Below are 21,412 nucleotides of genomic sequence, written 5' to 3'. Positions count from 1 at the left end.
GGATTTGGGTAAAACACGGTTCAGAGCAGCTTTGTGAGCTGATCCGCAGAAACCGGCTTCCCATCCAGCAGTAATTCGGAAATACAGATTGCACGACCATCGCCGCACACACCGAATACCGTATTATCTATCACTTGCAAGCCAATCGGCAAATTTCTAACTTCCCGGTCAGTTATTCTTGCCTTACCAATAACAAAGCGCTGACCGTTCTGATCAAAGAACGCGCCCGGATACGGCGGCGCGACTGCACGGTGTAAATTGTAGACGTTCTGCGCAGACTGAGACCAGTCCACACGTCCATCTTCTGGTTTACGACCACCGAAATAGCTGCCTTCTGCCAGATTATTCGGCAAACGGGTTGTAGTTCCGGCAATCAGACCGGGCAACGCATTCCACAGAGTTTGCTCAGCAGCAACGGTGAGTTTTCCGAATACTTCAAACGCTGTGTCGTCCGGTAAAATCGGTACCGCAGTTTGCGCAATAATTGCGCCCGCGTCAGGCTTCTCCGCCATTTCATGCAGGGTTGCGCCGGTTTCTGTTTCGCCGTGCAAAACCGCCCAGTTCACAGGGACGCGTCCACGGTATTTTGGCAATAAGGACCCGTGAAGGTTGTAGGCGCCACGCTTTGCAAGTGCCAGCAACCTGACCGGCAGCATATGGCGATAGTAAAAACTGAAAATAAACTCTGGATTGCATGCAGCGACCGTCTGATATAAATCATCCGTTGCCGGATCGTCCGGCGTAATGCAGCGAATCCCTTTTTCTGCGCACAGCGCTGCAACGGACTCAAACCAGATATTCTCAGAAGGATTATCCTGATGACTGACGACCAGAGCGACATCGATGCCGCGCGCCAGCAAGGTGCGCAGGCCGCGCACACCAACATTGTGATAAGCAAATACAACCGCAACAGGCTTGGTCATTACACGCCTTCCTTTTCAGTCAGTTCATCGCTCTCAAGTATTGTTTGCACGACAAAACGCGGACGACCACGTACCTGCTGGTAAATACGTCCGACATACTCACCGAGCAAGCCGATACCGAACAGAATCACGCCCATCAGGAAGAAAGCAATTGCGAACAGGGTGAACAAACCTTCCGCTTCTGCGCCGAATGCAAAGCGCCGGATCAGCAGCAAGGCAACCAGTCCGCCCGATAACAGTGACAGCACCATGCCCAGCATGGAGAACCATTGCAAAGGCATGATGGAAAAGCCAGTCATCAGATCAAAATTCAGACGAATCAGACTGTACAGCGAGTATTTGGATTCGCCGGCAGCACGCTCTTCGTGCTCAACGGTAATTTCCGTCGGTTTACGTGAGAACGTATAAGCCAGCGCTGGTACAAAGGTATTTACTTCGCTGCACTGGTTGATCAGATCAATCACGTTGCGGCCATAAGCGCGCAGCATATTGCCCTGATCCGTAATTTTGATGCGGGTAATCTTTTCGCGGAACTGGTTCATCGCCTTTGACGCATAGGTACGCCATGCAGAATCCTGACGTTTGCGACGAATCGAACCGACGTAGTCATAACCTTCACGCATTTTATCGACCAGCGCGCCGATTTCTTCCGGAGGATTTTGCAAATCCGCATCCAGTGTGACAACGATATCACCACGTGTTGCCTTGAAACCGGCGAGGATCGCCATATGCTGACCGTAATTACCGTTGAACAGCACAACACGCGTCACGTCCGGACGCGCGCGGAACTGATCCGCCAGAATCAACGGTGTGTTGTCACGGCTGCCGTCATTCACAAAGACGACTTCATAGCTGACACCGCGCTCAGCAAGTTTATCCAGAGCAGGGTAGAGACGGGCGAATAACTTGGCCAAACCTGCTTCTTCATTGTAAACAGGGATAACGACGGATAATTCTGGTTTCATTCTGATGCGTACCGGATATTAAAAGAGGCAGGATTTTACAGCAGACACCACGCGTTCTGCATCAGCATCTGTCATTGCCGGGAATAACGGCAGTGTCACAATCTGCTTACCAACGCGTTCCGCCACCGGGAACATGCCATCAGTGAAGCCACGCTGACGGTACAAGGTGAACAAATGAATCGGGCGATAGTGATAGCCGAGGCCGATTTTTACATCCAGCATTTTCTGCATGAATTCAGCACGGTTAATGCGCTCAGGCAATACAATATGGAACATATGCCAGTTGGAATTTTCAAAATCCGCGACCGGCAATTCCGCACCAGTTTGTGTCGTGAAGTCCGCACCAAATAATTCAAAATATTTTGCAGCCAGGGCTTTACGCTTTGCGTTAAATTCTTCAAGGCGGCGTAACTGTCCCAGACCAATCGCTGCGGCCATATCGGTCATATTGTATTTGCCACCAAGCACATCCACATCGATACCATCCAGACCACTGCGGCTGACGCCTTGCAGGCGGTAGCGCTCAGCCAGTTTCGCTTCTTCCGGCGTATTCAGTACCAGGCAACCACCTTCACCGGTCATGATGTTTTTATTCACCTGAAAACTGAAAGACACAAAGTCACCGAACGCGCCGATACGCTTGCCTTTCCAGGTCGAGCCAATTGCCTGTGCGGCATCTTCGATCACGCGCAGTTTGTATTTTTCTGCAATTGCGTACAACTTATCCATATCACATGGCAGGCCGCACATGTGTACCGGAATAATGGCTTTGGTACGTGGCGTGATAACGGCTTCCACTTTATCGAGATCAATGTTGTGGGTTTGCGGATCAATGTCGGCAAATACCGGTGTTGCGCCGGTTTCAATAATGACGTTTGCCGTAGCAACCCAGGAATTCGGTGTTGTAATCACTTCGTCGCCCGGACCTATGCCAGCGATACGCAGCGCGATTTCCATGGTGCAGGTACCGGAATTAAATGTACGCACCGGACGACCGCCGAAAAACTCGGAAAGTTTTGCCTCAAATTCCTGTACTTTCGGACCGCTGGTCAGCCAACCGGAACGCATCACATCCGCGACAGCGGCAATCATGTCCTCATCGATGGTTGGCTTGGTAAAAGGCAAAAAATTCAGTTCTGTAGTCATGGAAATATCCCATCCGGAAAACCGGTATTCATCATAGAAGGTGTCAGATTAAGCGGGTCTGCACACCTGAAAAACGGAAAAAAGCGGCAAATTGATGCCTGTCAGCTTTTGACGAGCAAGGCGACACCAATAATAATCACGCCGATCGCAAGCAAACGCTGTACCGACATGACCTCGCCGAGGAAGTACCATGCACCGATCGCATTCACAATATAGCCGATCGACAGCATAGGATAGGCAATCGAAACATCCACCCGCGACAGCCCGATAATCCAGACAACTACCGAAATCACATAGCAGCTCAGACCACCGATAATCGGCAGCTGCGTTGCGACCTGAAGGCCGGTTGCAAACCAGTTATCTGCAGTCAGATGGATTGCGCCGATGGCATTGGTTCCTTTTTTCAGTAAAAGCTGCGCCAGCGCATTCAGTAAAATGCCGCTGATAATAAAGCCAAAAGTGGAAATATTCATTGATCCGTATTCTTTTTGTCTGTGTTCTGTCTAAAAAAGATTATTGCGCGCTGATGATAATGCGTTTCGGGTCGTCACCAATGACGCGCATCGGCAAGCCGCGTTTCTGAAATTCATCGTAAATATCACGACGCACAACAGCAACCGCAGCTTCTTTGTTATGTACGTGGGCTTGCCAGCGACGTACAAATTCTTCAAGTTCCGGTATCCACAATTGCGGTTCAATACTCAGGCCAAACTGCATTTCGTCGGGAAATTCCACCAGTGTCATTGTGCGTTCCAGATAGAACGGCATGGCTTGTTCATAGCGTCCGACACCGTAGAAATGGGATCCGGGAGTTTTTAAAACTTCGCGCATTGCCGGCAGATGTGCGGTTCCGGCGATGTATTTACCGAAATCATTATGTCCGAGGAAGGCGACCTGACCTGCGATAAAGCCGCTCAGACCCAGTGCCAGCAAGCTCCAGTCTTTTTGCTGTTGCTTCAGTAAAATCCAGCCACCAATGGCGCCTGCCAGAAAGAGCACACCGGCAGACTGCAACCATACCGCATAGCCCTGATACAGTGGCACTTCATAATCCGGTTTGCCTGCGATCAGCGATGGCAGCTTCCATTGCACGCCGGCGATCAGTGCAACACCCAGCAGGCCTGCTGTTGCCAGCGACAATTTCTGCCAGATTTCGCCGCCTTGCGCCGCCTGACGCGCACCAATCAAGGCCAGTGCAGGGAAAATCGGAACAATGTAGCCCGGCAGTTTAGAGCCGGAAACACTGAAAAACACAAAGAAAAAGATCGCCCAGATCCACGCCATCAGCAGAGGCTGAAAGCGACTGGTTTCTTTTTTCCAGCCAGCTGCAACACTGCTGAATAAATATCCCAGCCACGGCAAAATACCCAGCACCATCAGCGGAATAAAGTAATACCACGGGCCGCCGCGTTTGTGCACACCACTGGTAAAGCGGTCGAAATGTTCGTGAATGAAAAAGAAGTGAGGATGTTCCGGATTACGCAGTGCGATCTGGATAAACCACGGTGCGGTAATCGCTAAAAACAGCAGGATACCTTTGCCCAGATGCAGCCTCAGCCACATGCGCCAGTCGCGGGTAATGATCGTATATAAGGTCAGCACTGCGCCGGGTAAAACAATGCCGATCAGACCTTTTGACAGCGTTGCCAGTGCCATTGCTGCCCAGCACAACAACATATAATTTCTTTGCTCACTGGCTGACACGCCATCACGCTGACCAAGTATCAGGGCACACAGTGACACTGCAAAAAAGCCGGAAATTCCCATATCCAGGCTGTTAACGTGGCCCATACCAGCCCAGTAAAACCCAGTTGCCAGCATCAGTGCTGCAATCCAGCCGGTACGGCGGTCATATAATTTCGCTGCGGTAAAGCCAACAGAAACAATTCCCAGCAAGGCAGTCAGGCCAGTCCAGAAACGCGCCTGCCATTCACCCAGACCGAACACGGCGAAGGTCAGCGCATTCATCCAGTTTTGCAGCGGTGGCTTTTCAAAATATTTAATGCCGTTTAAGCGCAAGGTAATCCAGTCACCGGTCGCCAGCATTTCACGCGCCATTTCCGCGTAACGGCCTTCGTCCGTAGGTACAAGCACGCGCGCGCCCAGCATGTAAAACCAGAACAGCAGAAATCCCGCTGTCAGGCTGCGGATAATCAGTTTGGAATCAAATGGCGAACGCATCATGCAGGCTCCACGATCAGCGCCAGTGCAACTTTGCGTCCCTCGGCCATCAGAATGTTGTAGGTGCGGCATGCAGAGTGGTTGTCCATGCATTCAACACCGATATGACGCTGCATCAGTGATTGCATCAGGCGCGGATGTGCGAAGCGCTGTTTCTGGCCTGTACCGAGAATCACGACATCAGGCTTGAATGCTTCGATCTGTTCAAAATGGGCATTACTCAATTGCTCAAAACTGACTGGCTCCCATACCACCGGTTTCACTTCCGGCAAAACGATCAGACTGTGCCGGTACCAGATGGCATTGATCTCCACCGCATCTTTTTCATAGGCGGTAATAGTCTGATATTGCTGAGTTTGAGTAGAGTGCAGTTTCATGCGTGAATCCCGGTAAGACGAACAGAAAAAACGTGCGGCATTGTAACTGTTTTTCCTGTTTTTGCTGTCTGGTTTGAAGCTTGCGAGCGATTGCCGTCCGGCAGCTGCTTAAAAATGCGGCAAAACCGTTTGCAAGCACAATATATGCGAAATCCGCATAAGCATATTGCAACAGAATATGGAGTTGCAGCATCTCAGCTATGGGCGGATCGCGGGTTTTCGGCGAAACTTGAGGACTTTCCGGAAATTTAAGGAAACAAGGGCAACGCTGTGATTGCTTTCGATGCATTCCTTGTGCAAAATGGCTTGTACGGCAGTGCAGCATTCTGCAGCACAGGCCTTCATTCGTCCTGCCCAGTATCTTGATTAAAAAGGAATTTTCGCGTGCGCCCGATTCAGAAATCTCAGAAGTTAGCCGATGTGTGTTACGACATCCGTGGTCCGGTGCTGGAAAAGGCCAAGCAGATGGAAGACGAAGGCCACAAAATCATTAAGCTGAATATCGGCAATCTGGCAGTCTTTAACTTCGATCCGCCGGATGAAATCGTGCAGGACATGATACGCAATATGCAGGGCGCTGCGGGCTATACCGATTCCAAAGGCATGTTTGCACCGCGTAAAGCCATCATGCATTACAGCCAGGAAAAACATATCCACGGTGTGACGATTGAAGATATTTATATCGGCAACGGTGCATCTGAACTGATCGTCATGGGCATGAATGCCTTACTGAACAGTGGCGATGAAGTGCTGGTGCCTGCACCGGATTATCCATTATGGACTGCGGCGGTCAGCCTTTCCGGCGGCAAACCGGTGCACTATGTCTGCGATGAAAGTGCAGGCTGGATGCCGGATATGGATGATATCCGCGCCAAGATCACGCCGAATACCAAAGCCATTGTCATCATCAATCCGAATAATCCTACCGGCGCACTGTATCCGCGTGAAGTGCTGGAGCAGTTGGTGGAAATTGCGCGTCAGCATCAGCTGGTGGTGTTTGCCGATGAAATCTACGACAAAACCTTGTATGACGGCGAACAGCATATTTCTATCGCCTCGCTGGCAGATGATGTATTGTTTGTGACCTTGAATGGTCTCTCTAAAAATTACCGTTCCTGCGGCTATCGCGCCGGCTGGATGATTGTTTCCGGCGAAAAGCGCCACGCAAAAGATTACATTGAAGGTCTGAACATGCTCGCGTCCATGCGCCTGTGCGCCAATGCGCCGGGGCAGTTTGCGATTCAGACTGCGCTGGGCGGTTATCAGAGTATTCAGGATCTGGTTGGCCCCGGCGGCCGCCTGCTGAAGCAGCGCGATCTTGCGCATAAGTTGTTAACAGAAATTCCCGGAGTCAGCTGCGTTAAACCCAAAGCGGCTCTGTATATGTTTCCGAAACTGGATCCGGAAATCTACCCGATTGCCGATGATCAGGAATTCATACGCGAACTGTTGATCGAGCAGCGCGTATTGTTAGTGCAGGGAACAGGCTTTAACTGGATCAAGCCTGACCATTTCCGTGTGGTGTTCCTGCCTAATACGGATGATTTAACGGAAGCTTTCGGTCGTATTTCGCATTTCCTCGAAGCTTACCGAAAGCGTCACGGTACTAATTAACTTTTATATTGTCGAAAATCTTATGAAACCCATCAAAGTCGGTCTGTTAGGTATAGGAACTGTCGGTTCCGGAGTATTTCACGTATTACAGCGCAATCAGCAGGAAATTATGCGTCGCGCAGGCCGTGGAATTGAAATTACCATGATTGCCGCACGGAATACGGAACGGGCTCGTAAGATTTGCGGCGATACGATTCAGGTGGTCGCGCAGGCATCCGACGTCGTCAACAATCCTGAAATTGATATCGTTGTTGAACTGATCGGCGGCTACGAAACCGCACGTGAGCTGGTGCTTCAGGCCATAGCGAACGGCAAGCATGTAGTCACCGCCAACAAAGCCTTGCTGGCGATTCACGGCAATGAAATTTTCAAAGCCGCACAAGAAAAAGGCGTGATGGTCGCGTTTGAGGCCGCAGTAGCCGGCGGCATCCCGATTATCAAAGCCCTGCGTGAAGGTTTGACAGCGAACCGTATCGAATGGATCGCCGGCATCATCAACGGCACCACCAACTTCATTTTGTCTGAAATGCGTGACAAAGGCCTGAGTTTTCAGGAGGTACTGAAGCAGGCGCAGGAACTCGGCTATGCAGAAGCGGACCCGACTTTCGATATCGAAGGTGTGGATGCGGCCCATAAAGCCACCATCATGGCGTCGATTGCTTACGGCATTCCTATGCAGTTCGATAAGGCCTATGTTGAAGGCATTACGCAACTGGAAGCCATTGATATTCAGTTTGCAGAAGAGCTTGGTTACCGCATCAAGCTGCTCGGCATCGCCAAGCGCGTTGCTGAAGGCGTGGAATTGCGTGTACATCCGACACTGGTACCGGCCAAACGCCTGATTGCCAATGTGGAAGGTGCGATGAATGCGGTGCTGGTGCAATCGGATGCGGTTGGTACCACGCTGTATTACGGCAAAGGCGCGGGTTCAGAACCAACAGCATCTTCTGTGATTGCAGATCTGGTCGACGTAACCCGTCTGGCAACGGCAGATCCTGAACACCGTGTTCCGCATCTGGCATTCCAGCCGGATGCGATCAGCAATCTGCCGATTCTGCCGATTGAAGAAGTCACCACCAGCTACTATCTGCGTATGCATGTGGAAGACCGTCCGGGCGTACTGGCCGATGTCACACGTATTCTGGCGGACCTGACGATTTCGATTGATGCAATGCTGCAAAAAGAACCGGGCGATGGCGCAACCCGCACCGACATCATCATTCTGACCCATCAGACCAAAGAAAAGCACATCATCGCCGCGATTGAAAAAATCGAACAGCTGGCAACCGTCAGCGGCAAAGTCACCAAGCTGCGCCTTGAAGAGCTGAACTAAGCTGATCTGAGCCTCTCAAAACTGCACGGCAGCAGTGAAGCGCCGGTTCCGGCATAAAAAACGCCCTCATGAAATAATGAGGGCGTTTTTATATTCAGACGCCACTATGCCGCTCAAATACCTGCTGCAGTACGGATTACCCGGATTTCCGCTGGCTTTGCTGTCCTTGCCGGTGTATGTCTATGTGCCACAACTGTACACCGCCAGTTACGGCTGGTCGCTGACAGCAATCGGCCTGATTTTGCTGGCATCGCGTGTAGCTGATGCTTTTTTTGACCCCTGGTTTGGCGCATGGCTGGATAAACAGCAGCATCCGGCGCGCTTTGCGCTCACGTTCGCGCTGGCGACGCTGCCGGTCAATCTTGGTTTCTGGCTGCTGTTTCACCCTTTACAGAACGTTCCGGCAATCAGCCTGTGCGCTGGCTTACTGCTGGTGTATCTGGGATTCAGCAGCGCAACGATTGCACTGCAAAGCTGGGGCGCGATTCTGGGCAATTCGCCACAAACCCGCTTGCAACTGACATCTGCACGCGAATTTGCAGGTTTGTGCGGCGTGATTATCGCCTCGTTGTGGACATACTGGTTTTCCGCAGCGGCGGTGTTTCAGGTTCTGATTATTTCGTGCGTGTTATCTGTTTTCGCAATCTGGCGTTTGTACAGATCACATCCGGCAGAAACGTATCACGCAAGCAGCCAGACCGCCAGTCCGCCGCGCTCGCTCGCGATTTTTCAGGCAGATACCACGCGCCATTTGTATCAAAGCTTCGCCCTGAACGGCATCGCATCCGCCATTCCCGCCACGCTGTTTTTGTTTTACGCCGCCGACGTACTGCAGCGTCCCGATCAGGCTGGCTTATTGTTGCTGCTGTATTTTGTCTGCGCTGCGCTGTCTGTTCCGGTATGGAACTGGCTAGGACGCCGCTGGCATGAGGCGAGGGCATGGCAGGCCGGTATGTGGCTGGCCATCGCATCGTTCAGCACGGTGTGTATTCTCGGTGCTGGCGACTTGCTGTTGTTCGCACTGGTGTGCGCCGGTTCCGGCTTTGCTCTGGGCGCGGATCTGGCCTTGCCATCCGCCTTACTGGCGGGCGTGATTCGGCAACAGCAGGACAGCGGGCAGGAGGGCTGGTATTTCGGTTTATGGAACTGGCTCAGCAAAATGAATCTGGCGCTGGCAGCGGGTTTGGCCATGCCATTGCTGAGTCTGGCTGGTTACGCGCCGGGCAGGCAGGATGCACAGGCCGTCAGCGCGCTGATACTGGCGTACGCCGTGCTGCCTTGCGCCTTAAAACTGCTGGCGTGGCTGCGCTTATACCGGTCTTCACTGACAACGGTGTAAGGTAGCAATTTCCCGAAAAACACCATTCTCCAGACAAACAGGTAAGCGAAGCCAAAGCCTACCCAGCCTCTGAAAACAGCTGTTAATTAACGCTGTACGAACACGCGTTTATGCAGAATTCCGCATGGATGATTTCTGAAGGCCCGGACTTTCTGCCGACGACCGCCGGATCGCTGTGCTGAAGTCCGCATTTGGGGCTAAAACAGGCATTTTGCAGCCGGAAAACGGCGTAGCGGCTCGGTATCATTCCCAATCGGCGCATTACAATGCGCCCTAAGGGGCAAGGGATACGTCTTACGGCCTTGAAAGACTTAACGCTGAAGTGAATTCGGCGTTTGAGAATAAAACATGGGTTGATCCTACAGTGCCTGGCATGCCTCGATCATGGAAAGGGATGAGTAATGCTGGAGTTGAAATAACGGGACACTTCCATAACGGGAAAATTGATACTGTTTATCCAATTTTTGGAGGTAAGTAAAAAATGAACACTAGTATCTACATGAGCCGAGATAAGGCACGTAGTTTGATGGTGAGAGTGAATGCAAAAGGAGAGCATTTATTGGGCCAACTGTTGTGGGGGAATGTTTACCTTGCTTCCGATGTCCACGAATTACTTAGTCTTGCCACAGATATTTCCCAATCTCCTCGCGTAGAAGACTGGGGGTTTTATGACTCGGTGGGCGTATGCTTTGACAAGGATACGGTGATCCTGGATCACGTGATCGAAGCGTGCGGTGAGTTCTCGCTGCCGTTGACAACGTTTATCGAAGTGCTTAAAAAGTGGGTAGCATTTCTTGAGAACGAGGCGGTCAGTGAGGAGGAATTTTTTATTGAACTGGATGTATAAACTTGCAAAGAGGGAATACAATTCACGTTGACTTTCTTCTTTTTTAACAGAGTACGGGGTCTGTTCTAACATTCCAGCATTTCTTCTGTTTTTACAAAACAAAAAACCTCACCCAAGCCCCTTAAGGCCGTAAGACGCAATCATATGTAGGGCGCATTGTAATGCGCCGCATGGATGGCTTGGTCGTATGAGAGATAGTTGAATTCCCGTTAATCGTGTTCCGAGGGACACCTAGCCATAAGCCCATAGATCATTCTCTGGCAAGCATTCATCCCGTTTTACGTTTCTTGCCGCAACTCGGTCATTCCCAACCGCGGCATTTGTCAACGTAGTTGTCGCGTCAATCTGTTTCAGGCAGCCATTGTTCTCAAAGGATGACCCTGCGGAAGTTCAGATGTCGGAATGTCGGTCATCTTGCGCAGTGGCATAGCCAATGCGCGCTCCACAAGCTCGACATCAGTCATTGGATCAAGGCATTCAACAACCAACCATCTAGCCTTCACAGGATCAGGACATCCAGCACAAAAGGCGAGAAGTGTGTCGTCCCCCTCCTTCTCCGTTAGCCCATGGGCTTTCGGTTGCATAATCCTATCCAAAAGCAAAAGCAATTGGTCCTTGTTAAGCTTTTCTTTCATTCTGCTCTCCCGCTCAGATTACGGTCTATAAGGCCGTAAGGTGTAATCATTGTAGGGCGCAATGTAATGCGCCGCATGGATGGGTTAATAGTGTGAGAGATAGTTGAATTCCCGTTAATCGTGTTCCGAGGGATACCTAGCCATAAGCTGACAGATCACTCTCTGGCAAGCATTCATCCCGTTTTACGTTTTTTGCCACAACTCGGTCATTCCCAACCGGCGCATTACAATGCTCCCTACGGGGTAAGGGATACGCCTTACGGCTTTTGCTCCAGCGCACCAGCCAGCGCATGCAGTCCGGGCGCCATGGAAGCGTCATCCCGCAAACGGCTCCAGATCAGCGAATCCCGCACCTGGCCTCGTACCACTTTGTGCGCCCGCAAGCACCCCTCCAACACAAAGCCAGTACGCCTCAGCAACCGGATTGAAGCGGCATTCAATGGACCACAGGTGGCGAAAATGCGCTGAATACTGGTTCGTGCAAACAACTCCGTCACCAGGATGGTCACCGCCTCTGTGGCATAGCCTTTCCCCCAGTAAGAGGGCTCGAAGGAATAGCCAATTTCCGCCTCGTGGCCATCTGCGGATAAGGCAGCCATGCAACCGCCAGCGAGGCGCCCATTGTTCAGCACAACGGCAAGGTTGAAGGAGCGGCGCTGTGGATGGGCTGTCTCCGCCACACATTGCTCGACAAATTCGCGGGTCTGCTCCAGTGTGTTTGGCCCCCATGCTTGATGCTCCACGACGTAGGGACTGGATGCATACGCATGCACGGCCTCCAAATCGGACAGTTTGAAATCGCGCAGTTGCAAGCGCTGGGCTACAAGGGGAAGTTCGATTCGATTCATAGGCTGTCTTGAAGCAAGGGTTCGTGGTCAAGGCCGTAAGGCGCAATCATATGTAGGGCGCATTGCAATGCGCCCAGTGGGCTAAATATCGAGGGAAACTCAGTCCATAGATGCCACGTTAAGATGATATTAAAAGACGCTCAACAAAATGCACCTGCCTGCTGACAATGGTAAACGTGCTATTCCGATACGCCATTACATGGCGATAAGTGCCATCGTCCATAAGGGTCAACTCATGAACGTCCAGATTGTGGAGCTCAGTCCATGGACGTTCACAGGAAACAAAAGTTACATCTAAATATTGGAGCTGAAAAAGCCTATCGTCAAATCGGCCTATCAAGTCCAACTCAATATTCATTTCACGTAAGGACTCAGTGCAGGATCTGGTCAGAGGACTAAAGCAAACAGCGCAGCGATGTATATAGCTGTCATGTAACGATCCCTCGCCAAAGCCAAGTCGGGTATCAGAAAGCAAATCAACAAGATCATCAGGCATCTGATTACGGGCTATATCGAGGTATTTTTCGTACGCTCGATAGTCCCACCCAAGTTCTTCAGAATAGAAAAGGTATTTCATGTTCATTCATTCAATCACATTCCGCATATTTTTGAAAATTGAGCACACGGTTCGGAAACTATCAAGACCTTGATTTGCAATGCGCCCTGCGGAGTAAGGTTTATGCCTTATATCCATTTGCGGCAAAAACCGGTGTTTCGGGCAGTTTTTAGGCTGCAAATGGGGTTGGCGGGACTTTTTTATTTCCAATAAAAAATAACAGATAAATCAAATACGCTTGTTGGATGTATTGCAGGACGCGCTATTCGCTTACGAAATAAATCCACATCACTTATTAATCGCTTTCTTTGGGCGGAAAGCGTTTAACCATCTTATCCCATGTGCCCGAGGCTCTCATTAAGGCGCGATTAATTTCTAAAATAATGTCTTCAGCTTCATCATATTAACAGCTAAGACAAACAAAAAGGACAGTCGCCTTTACGGGAACTGTCCTTTTTGAGGATGACTGAAATACAGTGCGGCTTGCGCCCGAAAACGCTCAGCGCAACACTTTTTCAATCAGTTGCGGCGCACGGTCGTCGAAAATACGCACCAGTGAGGAAACCCGAGTGCCGTAATCTTCTGAAACGATGCAGGGCGAAGATAACAAGCGTTCGCGGTCAAAAGGAATGCCGGTATCCGGCAAACGGCAATCCGGCGCGGGGTTGGTATTGCCCAGCATCTCAAAAAACGCATCTTCCGGCGCCAGCTGGCACAGCAGGCTGCAAAATTCTGCTTTGGTGCGCACCACTTTATGCCAGCAGGAATCCAGCGCAGCATTGGAAACGCCGTAAATGCCCGGCGCTAATGGCTTGCCGTTACGCGCATCATCCTGATAGCGGTTGGAATGCCAGATCAGATCCTGTCCGTCGTACAGCAGCAGATTAAAACCATTGTACAAGTCGCCTTTGCTTTTCAGGCTTTGCAGATAGACTTCGGCCGACATATCGTTACGCAAAAATTCGCTGACCAGATCACCACGGCTGTGTGCATCGGCGCGGAACTCGGACGGTGCGCGTACATTGGTGACAGCGGCAAATTTCCGGGCGGGGGTATTCTGCTGCGGATCCGCCTGCAAGCCCATCCATGTGCCGCCGGAACGTAAGTCGCGTCCTGCCAGAATCTGCGGCGCGTCCGGCCACCAGTGTGCTGCCTGCGCAGGGCGCTCGTAGAACTCGTCGCGGTTTGCTGCCACCAGTAATGGCATGCCCGGAACCAGGCGCCAGGCCAGAACAATCAGACACATATCAGCAATCCACAAAAAGTTCCTGATGACGAGGAACGCTGTTCAGTAAAGGCAAAGACTGGCTGGCGAGCAGGGCGCTCAGACGGGCAGGGAAGTCCGGCGGGACATCGCGGTAGACTTCCATCCATGTCTGCAAACCGTCGCGGATTTCCGGACGGCGTTGCAGCTTGCCCCGACAGCCGAGTTGCGCCGCGATTGCCTGCTGCCACAGCGCTTGTTCCTGCAAAACCTGCGCGGACTGCGCTTGCGGCGTTTTGAAATAAACGTAGCAATCCATGCTGTCCGGCGAGACCGGCTGATGCTGACCGGATGTCATTCTGGTGTGCGGGTGATGTCGTGAATCACATACGGCAATTCGCGGAATTGCAGGGCAGGGCCGTCGGCGGCTCCCACACGGATATCGCCCTGTTCTGCATCGGCCATGGTCATTTCTGCCAGTAACAGACTTTCACCAGCATTCAGCAATTCAACGTTAACGATGTGACCGCAAGGCTGTTCCGGACTGGCCGGATTGAATAATTCCTGACCGGCATTCAGGCCGGTCTCTGCAACGCTGGCGAGGAAGCTGCGGCGTTTGAGTTTGCCCAGATACTGGCTGCGCGCAACGATTTCCTGACCCGGATAGCAACCCTTGCGGAAATTTACGCCACCGGTCAGCTCAAAGTTAATCATTTGCGGCACAAACACTTCCTGCGTTGCTGCCACCACGCGCGATACACCGGACAGAATATCGCCCAGATACCAGTCAGAAGAATTGCTCAGCACCAGTGTATTTTTCAGCGCCTGCCAGACTGCGGCGAACTGTTCCGCCGGTACCAGCCACTGATAACGCGCCACTGCGCCGGCATCTTCATGACGCAGCAACATGCCGTTAGCAGCATCATGGACATGCTCACCGATGGCTGGCAACGCCGCAAAATAAGTGGTCAGCAAAGCTTCAGCTTTTGCGCCACCAAGACCCAGCGGAATCAGACTTTCTGCCAACGATGCCAGTTTGACTTTTGAGCGCAGCACAAACATTTGCAAACGTTTTTGTACTGCTGGCTGCTGGTTTGCATCGCATTGCAGATAAATGGTGTCGCTGTTTTTCCAGTAACTGAAACTGGTAATCATGCGGCCTTTTGCCGTGCAGTAAGCGGCGCGGCGCACAGGGCCTTGCGGCAGGCGTTCAACGTCGTTACTCAGTTGTCCGTGTAAAAAGCTTGCAGCATCCTCGCCGCTTGCGCTGAACACCGCCATATCGCCGAGCACGGTGTAAAAGCCTTGCGCCCAGTCTGCGTTATCCGATTGCGGTGCCAGATGGGTAATCCGGCCTGAGGTGAAATCAAATTCTGTTATTGCGGAGATATCCTGCCAGTTCATGCGTCTTCCTGCGAAATCAACTAAACCAATTCACTATACCTGAAACCCTTATCTTTTGCTCAGGGCGGCGGAATTCAAGCCCGGCGCAAAATCTTGTTGCACAGACAGGCATCCCGTTCTGAACCCCCATGCGGTCTGCTACACTACGCGCCTTGTTGTTTGCAGACCTGATAACGCAGCATGAAACTTTTGAAATTTCTGATTCTGGTAACGCTGATTGCCGCTGGCGGCGCGCTGGGCTACGGCTGGCACTGGTCGCAACAGCCGGTATTCACCGAAGGCAAACCGTTACCGTTTGAAGTGAAAGCAGGCAGCTCAGTACGCGCCGTGTCGCGTCAGATCGAGCAAGCCGGTGTGCCGGTTCCGGCGCTGTGGTTTGAAATGCTGGTCAGAATCAGCGGCACCGGTGCACGTCTGAAAGCCGGTGCATATGAACTGGAAGCTGGCAAAACGCCGCTGCAACTGATGGCGAAGCTGGTGGACGGTGATTTTGCCTATGTCAGCCTGCCGGTGATTGAAGGCTGGACATTTGCGCAAATGCGTAAAGCGGTCAACGCGCATCCTTACATTAAACACGACACTGCAGACTGGAACGAAGACAAGCTGATGAAAGAAATCAGCGCAGATTACAACCGTGGCGAAGGTTTGTTTTACCCGGACACTTATCGCTTTGCCCGTGGCAGCAGCGATCTCGATATTTACAAACAGGCACATCAGGCGCTGCTGAAAAAACTGAATGATGCGTGGGAGAGCCGCTCCGCGAATCTGCCGTATAAAAATGCCTATGAAGCGCTGATCATGGCGTCGATCATTGAAAAAGAAACCGGCAAACGCTCCGAACGTCCGCTGATTGCCGCCGTGTTTGTGAACCGTCTGCGCTCCGGTATGCTGCTGCAAACCGATCCGACCGTGATTTACGGTCTGGGTGACAAATACAACGGCAAAATTTATAAAAAAGATTTGCTGACCGATACACCATATAACACTTATACCCGTGGCGGCTTGCCACCGGGGCCGATTGCTTTGCCGGGACTGGAATCGCTGACTGCAGCCCTGCATCCGGCCAGCAGCGATGTGCTGTATTTTGTGGCACGCGGCGACGGCAGCAGTCAGTTTTCAACTAATCTTACCGATCACAACCGCGCTGTGAACAAATACCAGCGCTGAGAAGCCATGACAGGAAAATTCATTACTTTTGAAGGCATCGATGGTGCCGGTAAATCAACCCATCTCGCGTATGTCAAAGCGAAAGTGGCAGAGCGCCTCGCGGCCAGCGGACGCGAAGTGGTGGTATCGCGTGAACCGGGCGGCACGCCGCTGGGCGAGCAATTGCGCGAGATTCTGCTGAACCAGAAAATGCATCTGGAAACCGAAGCCTTGCTGATGTTTGCAGTGCGTAAAGAACATCTGGTGCAAGTGATAGAACCGGCACTGGCACGCGGCGACTGGGTGATTTCTGATCGTTTTTCTGATGCCAGTTTTGCGTATCAGGGCGGTGGTCGTCATTTATCGCTGGATAAACTGAATGCGCTGGAACAATGGGTGCATCCGCATTTGCAACCGGATCTGACGCTGCTGTTTGACGTGCCACTGGAAGTGGCGCGTGCGCGTCTGGATGCTACCCGCGAACTGGATAAATTCGAGCAGGAAAAAGCAGACTTTTTTGCAGACACACGCAAGGAATATCTGCGCCGCGCGGCGGAATTTCCACAACGTTTCCGCATTATTGATTCATCGCAAAGCATTGCCGCCATTCAGGCGCAAATTGATCAGATTCTGACAACGCTCTTTACGCAAAGCGGCCTATGAGCACATTGCAGGTTTATCAGTGGCAGCAGGATGCATGGCGCTATTTCACCGGCCTGCAAAGCCGCTTGCCGCATGCGTTTTTGCTGCACGGACCGGCAGGCACCGGTAAGCGACATTTTGCAGAACGCATGGCAAAAGCCTTGCTGTGCGAAACGCCGGATGCGGAAGGGCAGGCTTGCGGGCATTGCGGTTCCTGTGGCTGGTTTGAACAATACAGCCATCCGGATTACCGCCGGATTCGCCCCGAAGTGCTGGATGAAGACGAGGGCAGTGGGGATGCGGAAGCAGAAGCCTCCACCGCAAAATCCAGCCGCAGCAAAGCGCCATCAAAAGAAATCGTGATTCATCAGATTCGTGCGCTGGCCGAAATGATGAATATTTCCACGCACCGTAACGGTAAGCGCGTGATCGTGCTGTATCCGGCGGAAGCGATGAATATTCCGGCAGCAAATGCCTTGCTGAAATCGCTGGAAGAACCGCATCCGAACACGGTGTTTATTCTGGTATCAGACAGTCTGGATAAACTGCTGCCGACCATCGTATCGCGCTGTCATCAGTTAGCGCTCGGCATGCCAACCCGTGACGCAGCGCTGGCGTGGCTGCAGCAACAGGGCGTGGCAGATGCAGCAAACTGGCTGGCATTGCAGGGCGGGGCGCCGCTGGCGGCGATGGAGATTGCGGCTTCCGAACAAAAAGCGGAACTGGAAACTATGCTGGGCATGCTGGCGCAACCCTCGGCAGATCTGAGCTTAAAGCTCGCGGACAAATTACAGAAAACTGATTTACCGCTTGTCGTATCGTGGCTGCAACGCTGGGTGTACGACGTGTTTTCCGTGAAACAAACGGGCATAATCCGGTATTATCCGCGTTACGATAAAGAAATCCGTTCGCTGGCAAGCCGCTGTAACCTGCATGATCTGATGCGTTTATCCAAATCACTGGGTGAGCGTCAGGCCATCGCCAGCCACCCTTTATCGCCCAAACTTTTTCTGGAGGATGTATTCCTGGAATACGCCTCTGCATTTTCATCCTGAGAAATTGACGTATGTCTGATATCAGCAATGACAGTGGTTCCGGTTCGCAGCACCGTCCTTCGGTGCTGTCACTGGGTATTCGTGAAAAAGCTGCACTGTTTGCAGCGTACATGCCGTTTCTGGAAAACGGCGGCATCTTTGTGCCAACCAACAAAACCTATCGCTTAGGCGAAGAGATTTATCTGATTCTGACCTTGCTGGACGATCCGCAGAAATATCCGGTAGCAGGTAAAGTAGTCTGGATTACGCCGCAGGGTGCTGGCAACAACAAAACGCAGGGAATCGGCGTGCATTTTCCCGGCGATGAAACCGGCAAGCGTGTTCGCATCCGCATTGAAGAAGCACTGGGCGCGGCGATTCGCTCCAGCCGCGCAACCCACACGATTTAAGGGCTGCTGCCATGACATTGCGTACCCGTCTGGCAACTGCTGACGATTTACCGGCGATTGTCGCCATCTACAACTCCACCATTGCTTCGCGCATGGTGACTGCGGATACCGAACCGGTCAGCGTCGCTTCCCGCGAAAAATGGTTTGCCGATCACACACCGGAAAAACGTCCGTTGTGGGTGAGCCTTGCAGACGATGATACAATCACGGGTTGGTTGTCGTTTTCTGACTTTTACGGCCGTCCGGCGTATTCCGGTACCGCAGAATTGTCGATTTACATCCACGAAAATGCACGCGGCCACGGTCTGGGCCGGCAGTTTCTGGAGCTGGCGATTGCCCATGCACCCAAAGTCGGCGTGCATACTTTGCTGGGATTTATTTTCGGCCACAATGCCCCGAGTCTGGCGCTGTTCCGTCGTTTTGGTTTTGATACCTGGGCAAACATGCCACGGGTGGCGAATCTGGATGGCGTTGAGCGCGATCTGCTGATTCTGGGTAAACGTCTGAGCGACTGATTTTTCAGCGACTCAGCAGCGGCTGATGTTGACGGCAATCTGCATTGCAGGTTGCCTTTTGTTTTTAAGGAGTTTTGTTATGTTCAGTTATCGTCACGGTTTTCATGCTGGCAATCATGCCGATGTGCTCAAGCATTTTGTGATGGCGCAGATCATGGCGTATCTGAATCAGAAAGAAACGCCATACACCTACGTAGACACCCATGCCGGCGCCGGCGTGTACCAGCTCAATACCGGTTATGCCGCTAAAACTGCGGAATACGAAACCGGTATCGCGAAACTGTGGAATAAAGATGATCTGCCAGCGCCGCTGGCGGACTATGTGGACATGATCCGCAGCTTCAATCCCGAAGGCAAACTGCAGCATTATCCGGGTTCGCCATTCTGCGCAGAAAAACTCTCGCGTGATGAAGACCGTCTGCGTTTGTTTGAAATGCACCCGAACGAAGTCAAAGTGCTGGTGCAGAACTGCGGCGCGCTGGAAGAGCAAAACCGCGCTGCCGGTTTGCGTCGCGGTGTACGCGGTAAGCGTGTGATCATCGGCGATACCGACGGTTTTGACAGCCTGAAATCGCTGCTGCCGCCACCGTCACGCCGCGCCTTCGTGCTGATCGATCCGCCGTATGAAGTCAAAGATGATTACCGCAAAGTCAAAGTCACACTGGATGAAGCGATCAAACGCTTCCCGGGCGGCGTGTATGCGGTCTGGTATCCGGTGCTGCAACGTCTGGAATCGCGTCAGTTCCCGGACAAACTGAAACGCATCGCCTGCAAAGACTGGCTGCATGTGACGCTGACCGTCAAAACCCCGACACCGGATGGCGTTGGCGGCTTCCACAGCAGCGGCATGTTCATCCTGAACCCGCCGTGGACACTGGAAAACACCCTGCGCGACGTCATGCCTTACCTGACCGCCGCGCTCGATCAGGACGGCGGTGCGCGCTTCACGCTGGAAAGCGGTTCCGGCACGCCGCCAAAACCTGCCGCACCAGCCGGTTCCCGCCGCTGATTGCAGTCCGGCGCACGCCAGACGCCGGAAAAAATGGACAGCTCCGCACGGAGACTGTCCTTTTTTATTGCCTGAAAATGACCTGAAAATGGTCTGAAAATCGCCAGAAATACCGTTTTTTTGCCTCAAATGCGGTGTTCAGCACAGCAACCTGGCGGTCGTCGGCAGAAAGTCTGGCTGTCCGCAAATGATGAATGCGGATATCTGCACAATCTCAGTGCAGATTCATGCCTGAAAAGCGTGCAGCGGCAATTGCCAGTAACCGACATCCAGCCACTGATTCTGCTTGAAACCGACTTCCTTAAACATCGCAGCAGGCACAAAACCCAGTGCTTCGTGCAAACCGACGCTGGCGGGATTCGGCTGGGCGATACCGGCAATCACAGTGCGGCGGCCGCTGTCGCGTAACTGACGGAGCAGGGCGGTGTACAACTGACGGCCTGCACCGCGACCGGTTTTGGCCGGATCCAGATACACCGACGTTTCCACCGAATGCCGGTAAGCAGGGCGCTCACGCCATTTTGTGGCATAGGCATAGCCGGCTATCCCGTCTTCCGCCTCCGCCACCAGCCACGGAAAACCCGCTTCCAGACAGGCACTGATACGGCCCGCCATTTGTGATTCCGTCACCGGCTGCTCTTCAAAACTGATGGTGGTATTCAGTACATAATGGTTGTAAATCGCGACAATGGCGGCGGCATCAGCGGTGCTGGCAGCGCGAATCTGCAATGCAAAAGCGTGTGTTTCCATAGATTTCCCTGGTGTTCCTTGTATTTTCCGGAAGCGTTGATGATTGTTGTATTTTTAAATTGCTATTACTGTCGTTGCCGCTGACTCAAGACCATGCCGACGTATCAGCAGGTACAGGCCTTCGTTTAAACCGATGCGCCATCCTTCATTTGAACGAACGACGCACCCGTATTCGGACAGGCTGCGGCAGCAATGGTTCCTGTAAGCAAGATTCCTGCCGAATTTGACCAAACCCATGACCGCAGCAACAAGCCAGCCAGCGATACAGACTGCGAGTACGCCAACACCGGCAAGTCAGCAAAGTCAGATTTTTCCGATTGGATTTTTCAGAACGCCGGAAAATTTTCCGCAAATCCGGAATAAAGCCCAATAACAGCCCAAAAACAGCCTGAATGCGGACTACAGCACAGCGATCCGGCGGTCGTCGGCAGAAAGTCCGGGCTTCCGGAAAACGGCTATGCGGATAGCTGCACAAATTAAGCGCCGGAACAACAGGAAATACCGCCGGCGACACAACATCCGAAAGCAAACAGC

The 21,412-nt window shown here is 52.3% G+C and carries 22 protein-coding genes and 1 pseudogene; 10 read left to right on the top strand and 13 right to left on the bottom strand.

Annotation, left to right across the window (positions count from 1 at the left end; genetic code table 11):
* Nucleotides 1-20: 20 nt before the first annotated feature.
* The 6 genes and pseudogenes from IE092_RS00945 to IE092_RS00920 all read right to left on the bottom strand — a co-directional run bounded on the left by IE092_RS00945 (nucleotide 21) and on the right by IE092_RS00920 (nucleotide 5,592).
* The gene (locus tag IE092_RS00945) at nucleotides 21-923 is read right to left on the bottom strand and encodes a formyltransferase (protein ID WP_189355138.1); all 903 of its coding nucleotides are present in this window, start codon (nucleotides 921-923) and stop codon (nucleotides 21-23) included.
* Nucleotides 923-1,888 carry a glycosyltransferase gene (locus IE092_RS00940; RefSeq protein ID WP_189355137.1) on the bottom strand — a complete coding sequence of 322 codons (966 nt, stop codon included), beginning with the start codon at nucleotides 1,886-1,888 and terminating at the stop codon, nucleotides 923-925. Before IE092_RS00940 ends, IE092_RS00945 begins: the two co-directional genes overlap by 1 nt.
* Nucleotides 1,889-1,906: 18 nt before the next feature.
* Complete coding sequence (locus IE092_RS00935) at nucleotides 1,907-3,034, bottom strand: DegT/DnrJ/EryC1/StrS family aminotransferase (protein WP_189355136.1); 1,128 nt, start codon at nucleotides 3,032-3,034, stop codon at nucleotides 1,907-1,909.
* Nucleotides 3,035-3,135: 101 nt separating this feature from the next.
* Nucleotides 3,136-3,510 (bottom strand): annotated as a pseudogene (locus IE092_RS00930) (EamA family transporter); the annotation flags it as partial.
* Nucleotides 3,511-3,547: 37 nt separating this feature from the next.
* Complete coding sequence (locus IE092_RS00925) at nucleotides 3,548-5,218, bottom strand: glycosyltransferase family 39 protein (RefSeq protein ID WP_308427092.1); 1,671 nt, start codon at nucleotides 5,216-5,218, stop codon at nucleotides 3,548-3,550.
* Nucleotides 5,215-5,592: an Mth938-like domain-containing protein gene (locus IE092_RS00920; RefSeq protein ID WP_189355134.1), complete on the bottom strand. Its 378-nt coding sequence runs from the start codon at nucleotides 5,590-5,592 to the stop codon at nucleotides 5,215-5,217. Before IE092_RS00920 ends, IE092_RS00925 begins: the two co-directional genes overlap by 4 nt.
* 384 nt (nucleotides 5,593-5,976) lie before the next feature.
* On the opposite strand from IE092_RS00920, the gene IE092_RS00915 reads away from it, so the two are divergent.
* From IE092_RS00915 to IE092_RS00900, 4 genes are all read left to right on the top strand, one after another.
* Nucleotides 5,977-7,206 (top strand): pyridoxal phosphate-dependent aminotransferase, encoded by a 1,230-nt coding sequence (locus tag IE092_RS00915; protein WP_189355133.1) that lies wholly within the window; start codon nucleotides 5,977-5,979, stop codon nucleotides 7,204-7,206.
* A 22-nt stretch (nucleotides 7,207-7,228) separates the two neighbouring features.
* Complete coding sequence (locus IE092_RS00910) at nucleotides 7,229-8,539, top strand: homoserine dehydrogenase (RefSeq protein ID WP_189355132.1); 1,311 nt, start codon at nucleotides 7,229-7,231, stop codon at nucleotides 8,537-8,539.
* A gap of 106 nt (nucleotides 8,540-8,645) precedes the next feature.
* Nucleotides 8,646-9,878 carry an MFS transporter gene (locus IE092_RS00905; protein WP_189355131.1) on the top strand — a complete coding sequence of 411 codons (1,233 nt, stop codon included), beginning with the start codon at nucleotides 8,646-8,648 and terminating at the stop codon, nucleotides 9,876-9,878.
* A 481-nt stretch (nucleotides 9,879-10,359) separates the two neighbouring features.
* On the top strand, nucleotides 10,360-10,725 hold the full coding sequence (locus IE092_RS00900; protein ID WP_229792961.1) for a hypothetical protein: 366 nt from the start codon (nucleotides 10,360-10,362) through the stop codon (nucleotides 10,723-10,725).
* A 350-nt stretch (nucleotides 10,726-11,075) separates the two neighbouring features.
* Here IE092_RS00900 and IE092_RS00895 read toward each other — a convergent pair whose 3' ends face one another.
* The 6 genes from IE092_RS00895 to ygfZ all read right to left on the bottom strand — a co-directional run bounded on the left by IE092_RS00895 (nucleotide 11,076) and on the right by ygfZ (nucleotide 15,372).
* The gene (locus IE092_RS00895; RefSeq protein ID WP_189355129.1) at nucleotides 11,076-11,360 is read right to left on the bottom strand and encodes a hypothetical protein; all 285 of its coding nucleotides are present in this window, start codon (nucleotides 11,358-11,360) and stop codon (nucleotides 11,076-11,078) included.
* 257 nt (nucleotides 11,361-11,617) lie between these two features.
* Nucleotides 11,618-12,208 (bottom strand): GNAT family N-acetyltransferase, encoded by a 591-nt coding sequence (locus IE092_RS00890; protein WP_189355128.1) that lies wholly within the window; start codon nucleotides 12,206-12,208, stop codon nucleotides 11,618-11,620.
* A 118-nt stretch (nucleotides 12,209-12,326) separates the two neighbouring features.
* Complete coding sequence (locus IE092_RS00885; protein WP_189355127.1) at nucleotides 12,327-12,785, bottom strand: hypothetical protein; 459 nt, start codon at nucleotides 12,783-12,785, stop codon at nucleotides 12,327-12,329.
* A gap of 478 nt (nucleotides 12,786-13,263) precedes the next feature.
* A complete protein-coding gene (locus IE092_RS00880; RefSeq protein ID WP_189355126.1) occupies nucleotides 13,264-14,010 on the bottom strand; it encodes an NRDE family protein in 747 nt (248 codons plus the stop codon).
* 1 nt (nucleotide 14,011) lies between these two features.
* On the bottom strand, nucleotides 14,012-14,326 hold the full coding sequence (locus IE092_RS00875; protein WP_229792960.1) for a DUF4936 family protein: 315 nt from the start codon (nucleotides 14,324-14,326) through the stop codon (nucleotides 14,012-14,014).
* Complete coding sequence (gene ygfZ / locus IE092_RS00870; RefSeq protein ID WP_189355125.1) at nucleotides 14,323-15,372, bottom strand: CAF17-like 4Fe-4S cluster assembly/insertion protein YgfZ; 1,050 nt, start codon at nucleotides 15,370-15,372, stop codon at nucleotides 14,323-14,325. Before ygfZ ends, IE092_RS00875 begins: the two co-directional genes overlap by 4 nt.
* A 180-nt stretch (nucleotides 15,373-15,552) precedes the next feature.
* On the opposite strand from ygfZ, the gene mltG reads away from it, so the two are divergent.
* The 6 genes from mltG (at nucleotide 15,553) to IE092_RS00840 (ending at nucleotide 20,128) form a co-directional block, all read left to right on the top strand.
* Nucleotides 15,553-16,539, top strand: coding sequence for an endolytic transglycosylase MltG (gene mltG, locus IE092_RS00865; protein WP_189355124.1), 987 nt, complete (start codon nucleotides 15,553-15,555; stop codon nucleotides 16,537-16,539).
* A gap of 6 nt (nucleotides 16,540-16,545) precedes the next feature.
* The gene (tmk, locus tag IE092_RS00860) at nucleotides 16,546-17,181 is read left to right on the top strand and encodes a dTMP kinase (protein ID WP_189355123.1); all 636 of its coding nucleotides are present in this window, start codon (nucleotides 16,546-16,548) and stop codon (nucleotides 17,179-17,181) included.
* Complete coding sequence (holB, locus tag IE092_RS00855) at nucleotides 17,178-18,215, top strand: DNA polymerase III subunit delta' (RefSeq protein WP_189355122.1); 1,038 nt, start codon at nucleotides 17,178-17,180, stop codon at nucleotides 18,213-18,215. Before tmk ends, holB begins: the two co-directional genes overlap by 4 nt.
* An 11-nt stretch (nucleotides 18,216-18,226) precedes the next feature.
* Nucleotides 18,227-18,604 carry a PilZ domain-containing protein gene (locus tag IE092_RS00850; protein ID WP_189355121.1) on the top strand — a complete coding sequence of 126 codons (378 nt, stop codon included), beginning with the start codon at nucleotides 18,227-18,229 and terminating at the stop codon, nucleotides 18,602-18,604.
* 11 nt (nucleotides 18,605-18,615) lie between these two features.
* Entirely contained in the window at nucleotides 18,616-19,119 is a 504-nt protein-coding gene (locus IE092_RS00845; protein WP_189355120.1) for a GNAT family N-acetyltransferase, read from the top strand.
* 79 nt (nucleotides 19,120-19,198) lie between these two features.
* Complete coding sequence (locus IE092_RS00840) at nucleotides 19,199-20,128, top strand: 23S rRNA (adenine(2030)-N(6))-methyltransferase RlmJ (RefSeq protein WP_189355119.1); 930 nt, start codon at nucleotides 19,199-19,201, stop codon at nucleotides 20,126-20,128.
* A 225-nt stretch (nucleotides 20,129-20,353) separates the two neighbouring features.
* On the opposite strand, the gene IE092_RS00835 is transcribed toward IE092_RS00840, so the two are convergent.
* On the bottom strand, nucleotides 20,354-20,878 hold the full coding sequence (locus tag IE092_RS00835; protein WP_189355118.1) for an arsinothricin resistance N-acetyltransferase ArsN1 family B: 525 nt from the start codon (nucleotides 20,876-20,878) through the stop codon (nucleotides 20,354-20,356).
* Nucleotides 20,879-21,412 lie beyond the last annotated feature (534 nt).

It is taken from the genome of Cognatundibacterium squillarum, from assembly GCF_014652435.1.
GTDB lineage: Bacteria > Pseudomonadota > Gammaproteobacteria > Burkholderiales > Burkholderiaceae_D > Undibacterium > Undibacterium squillarum.
Note: the sequence above shows the minus strand (reverse complement) of the source record. Positions and strands in the feature narration are given on the sequence as shown.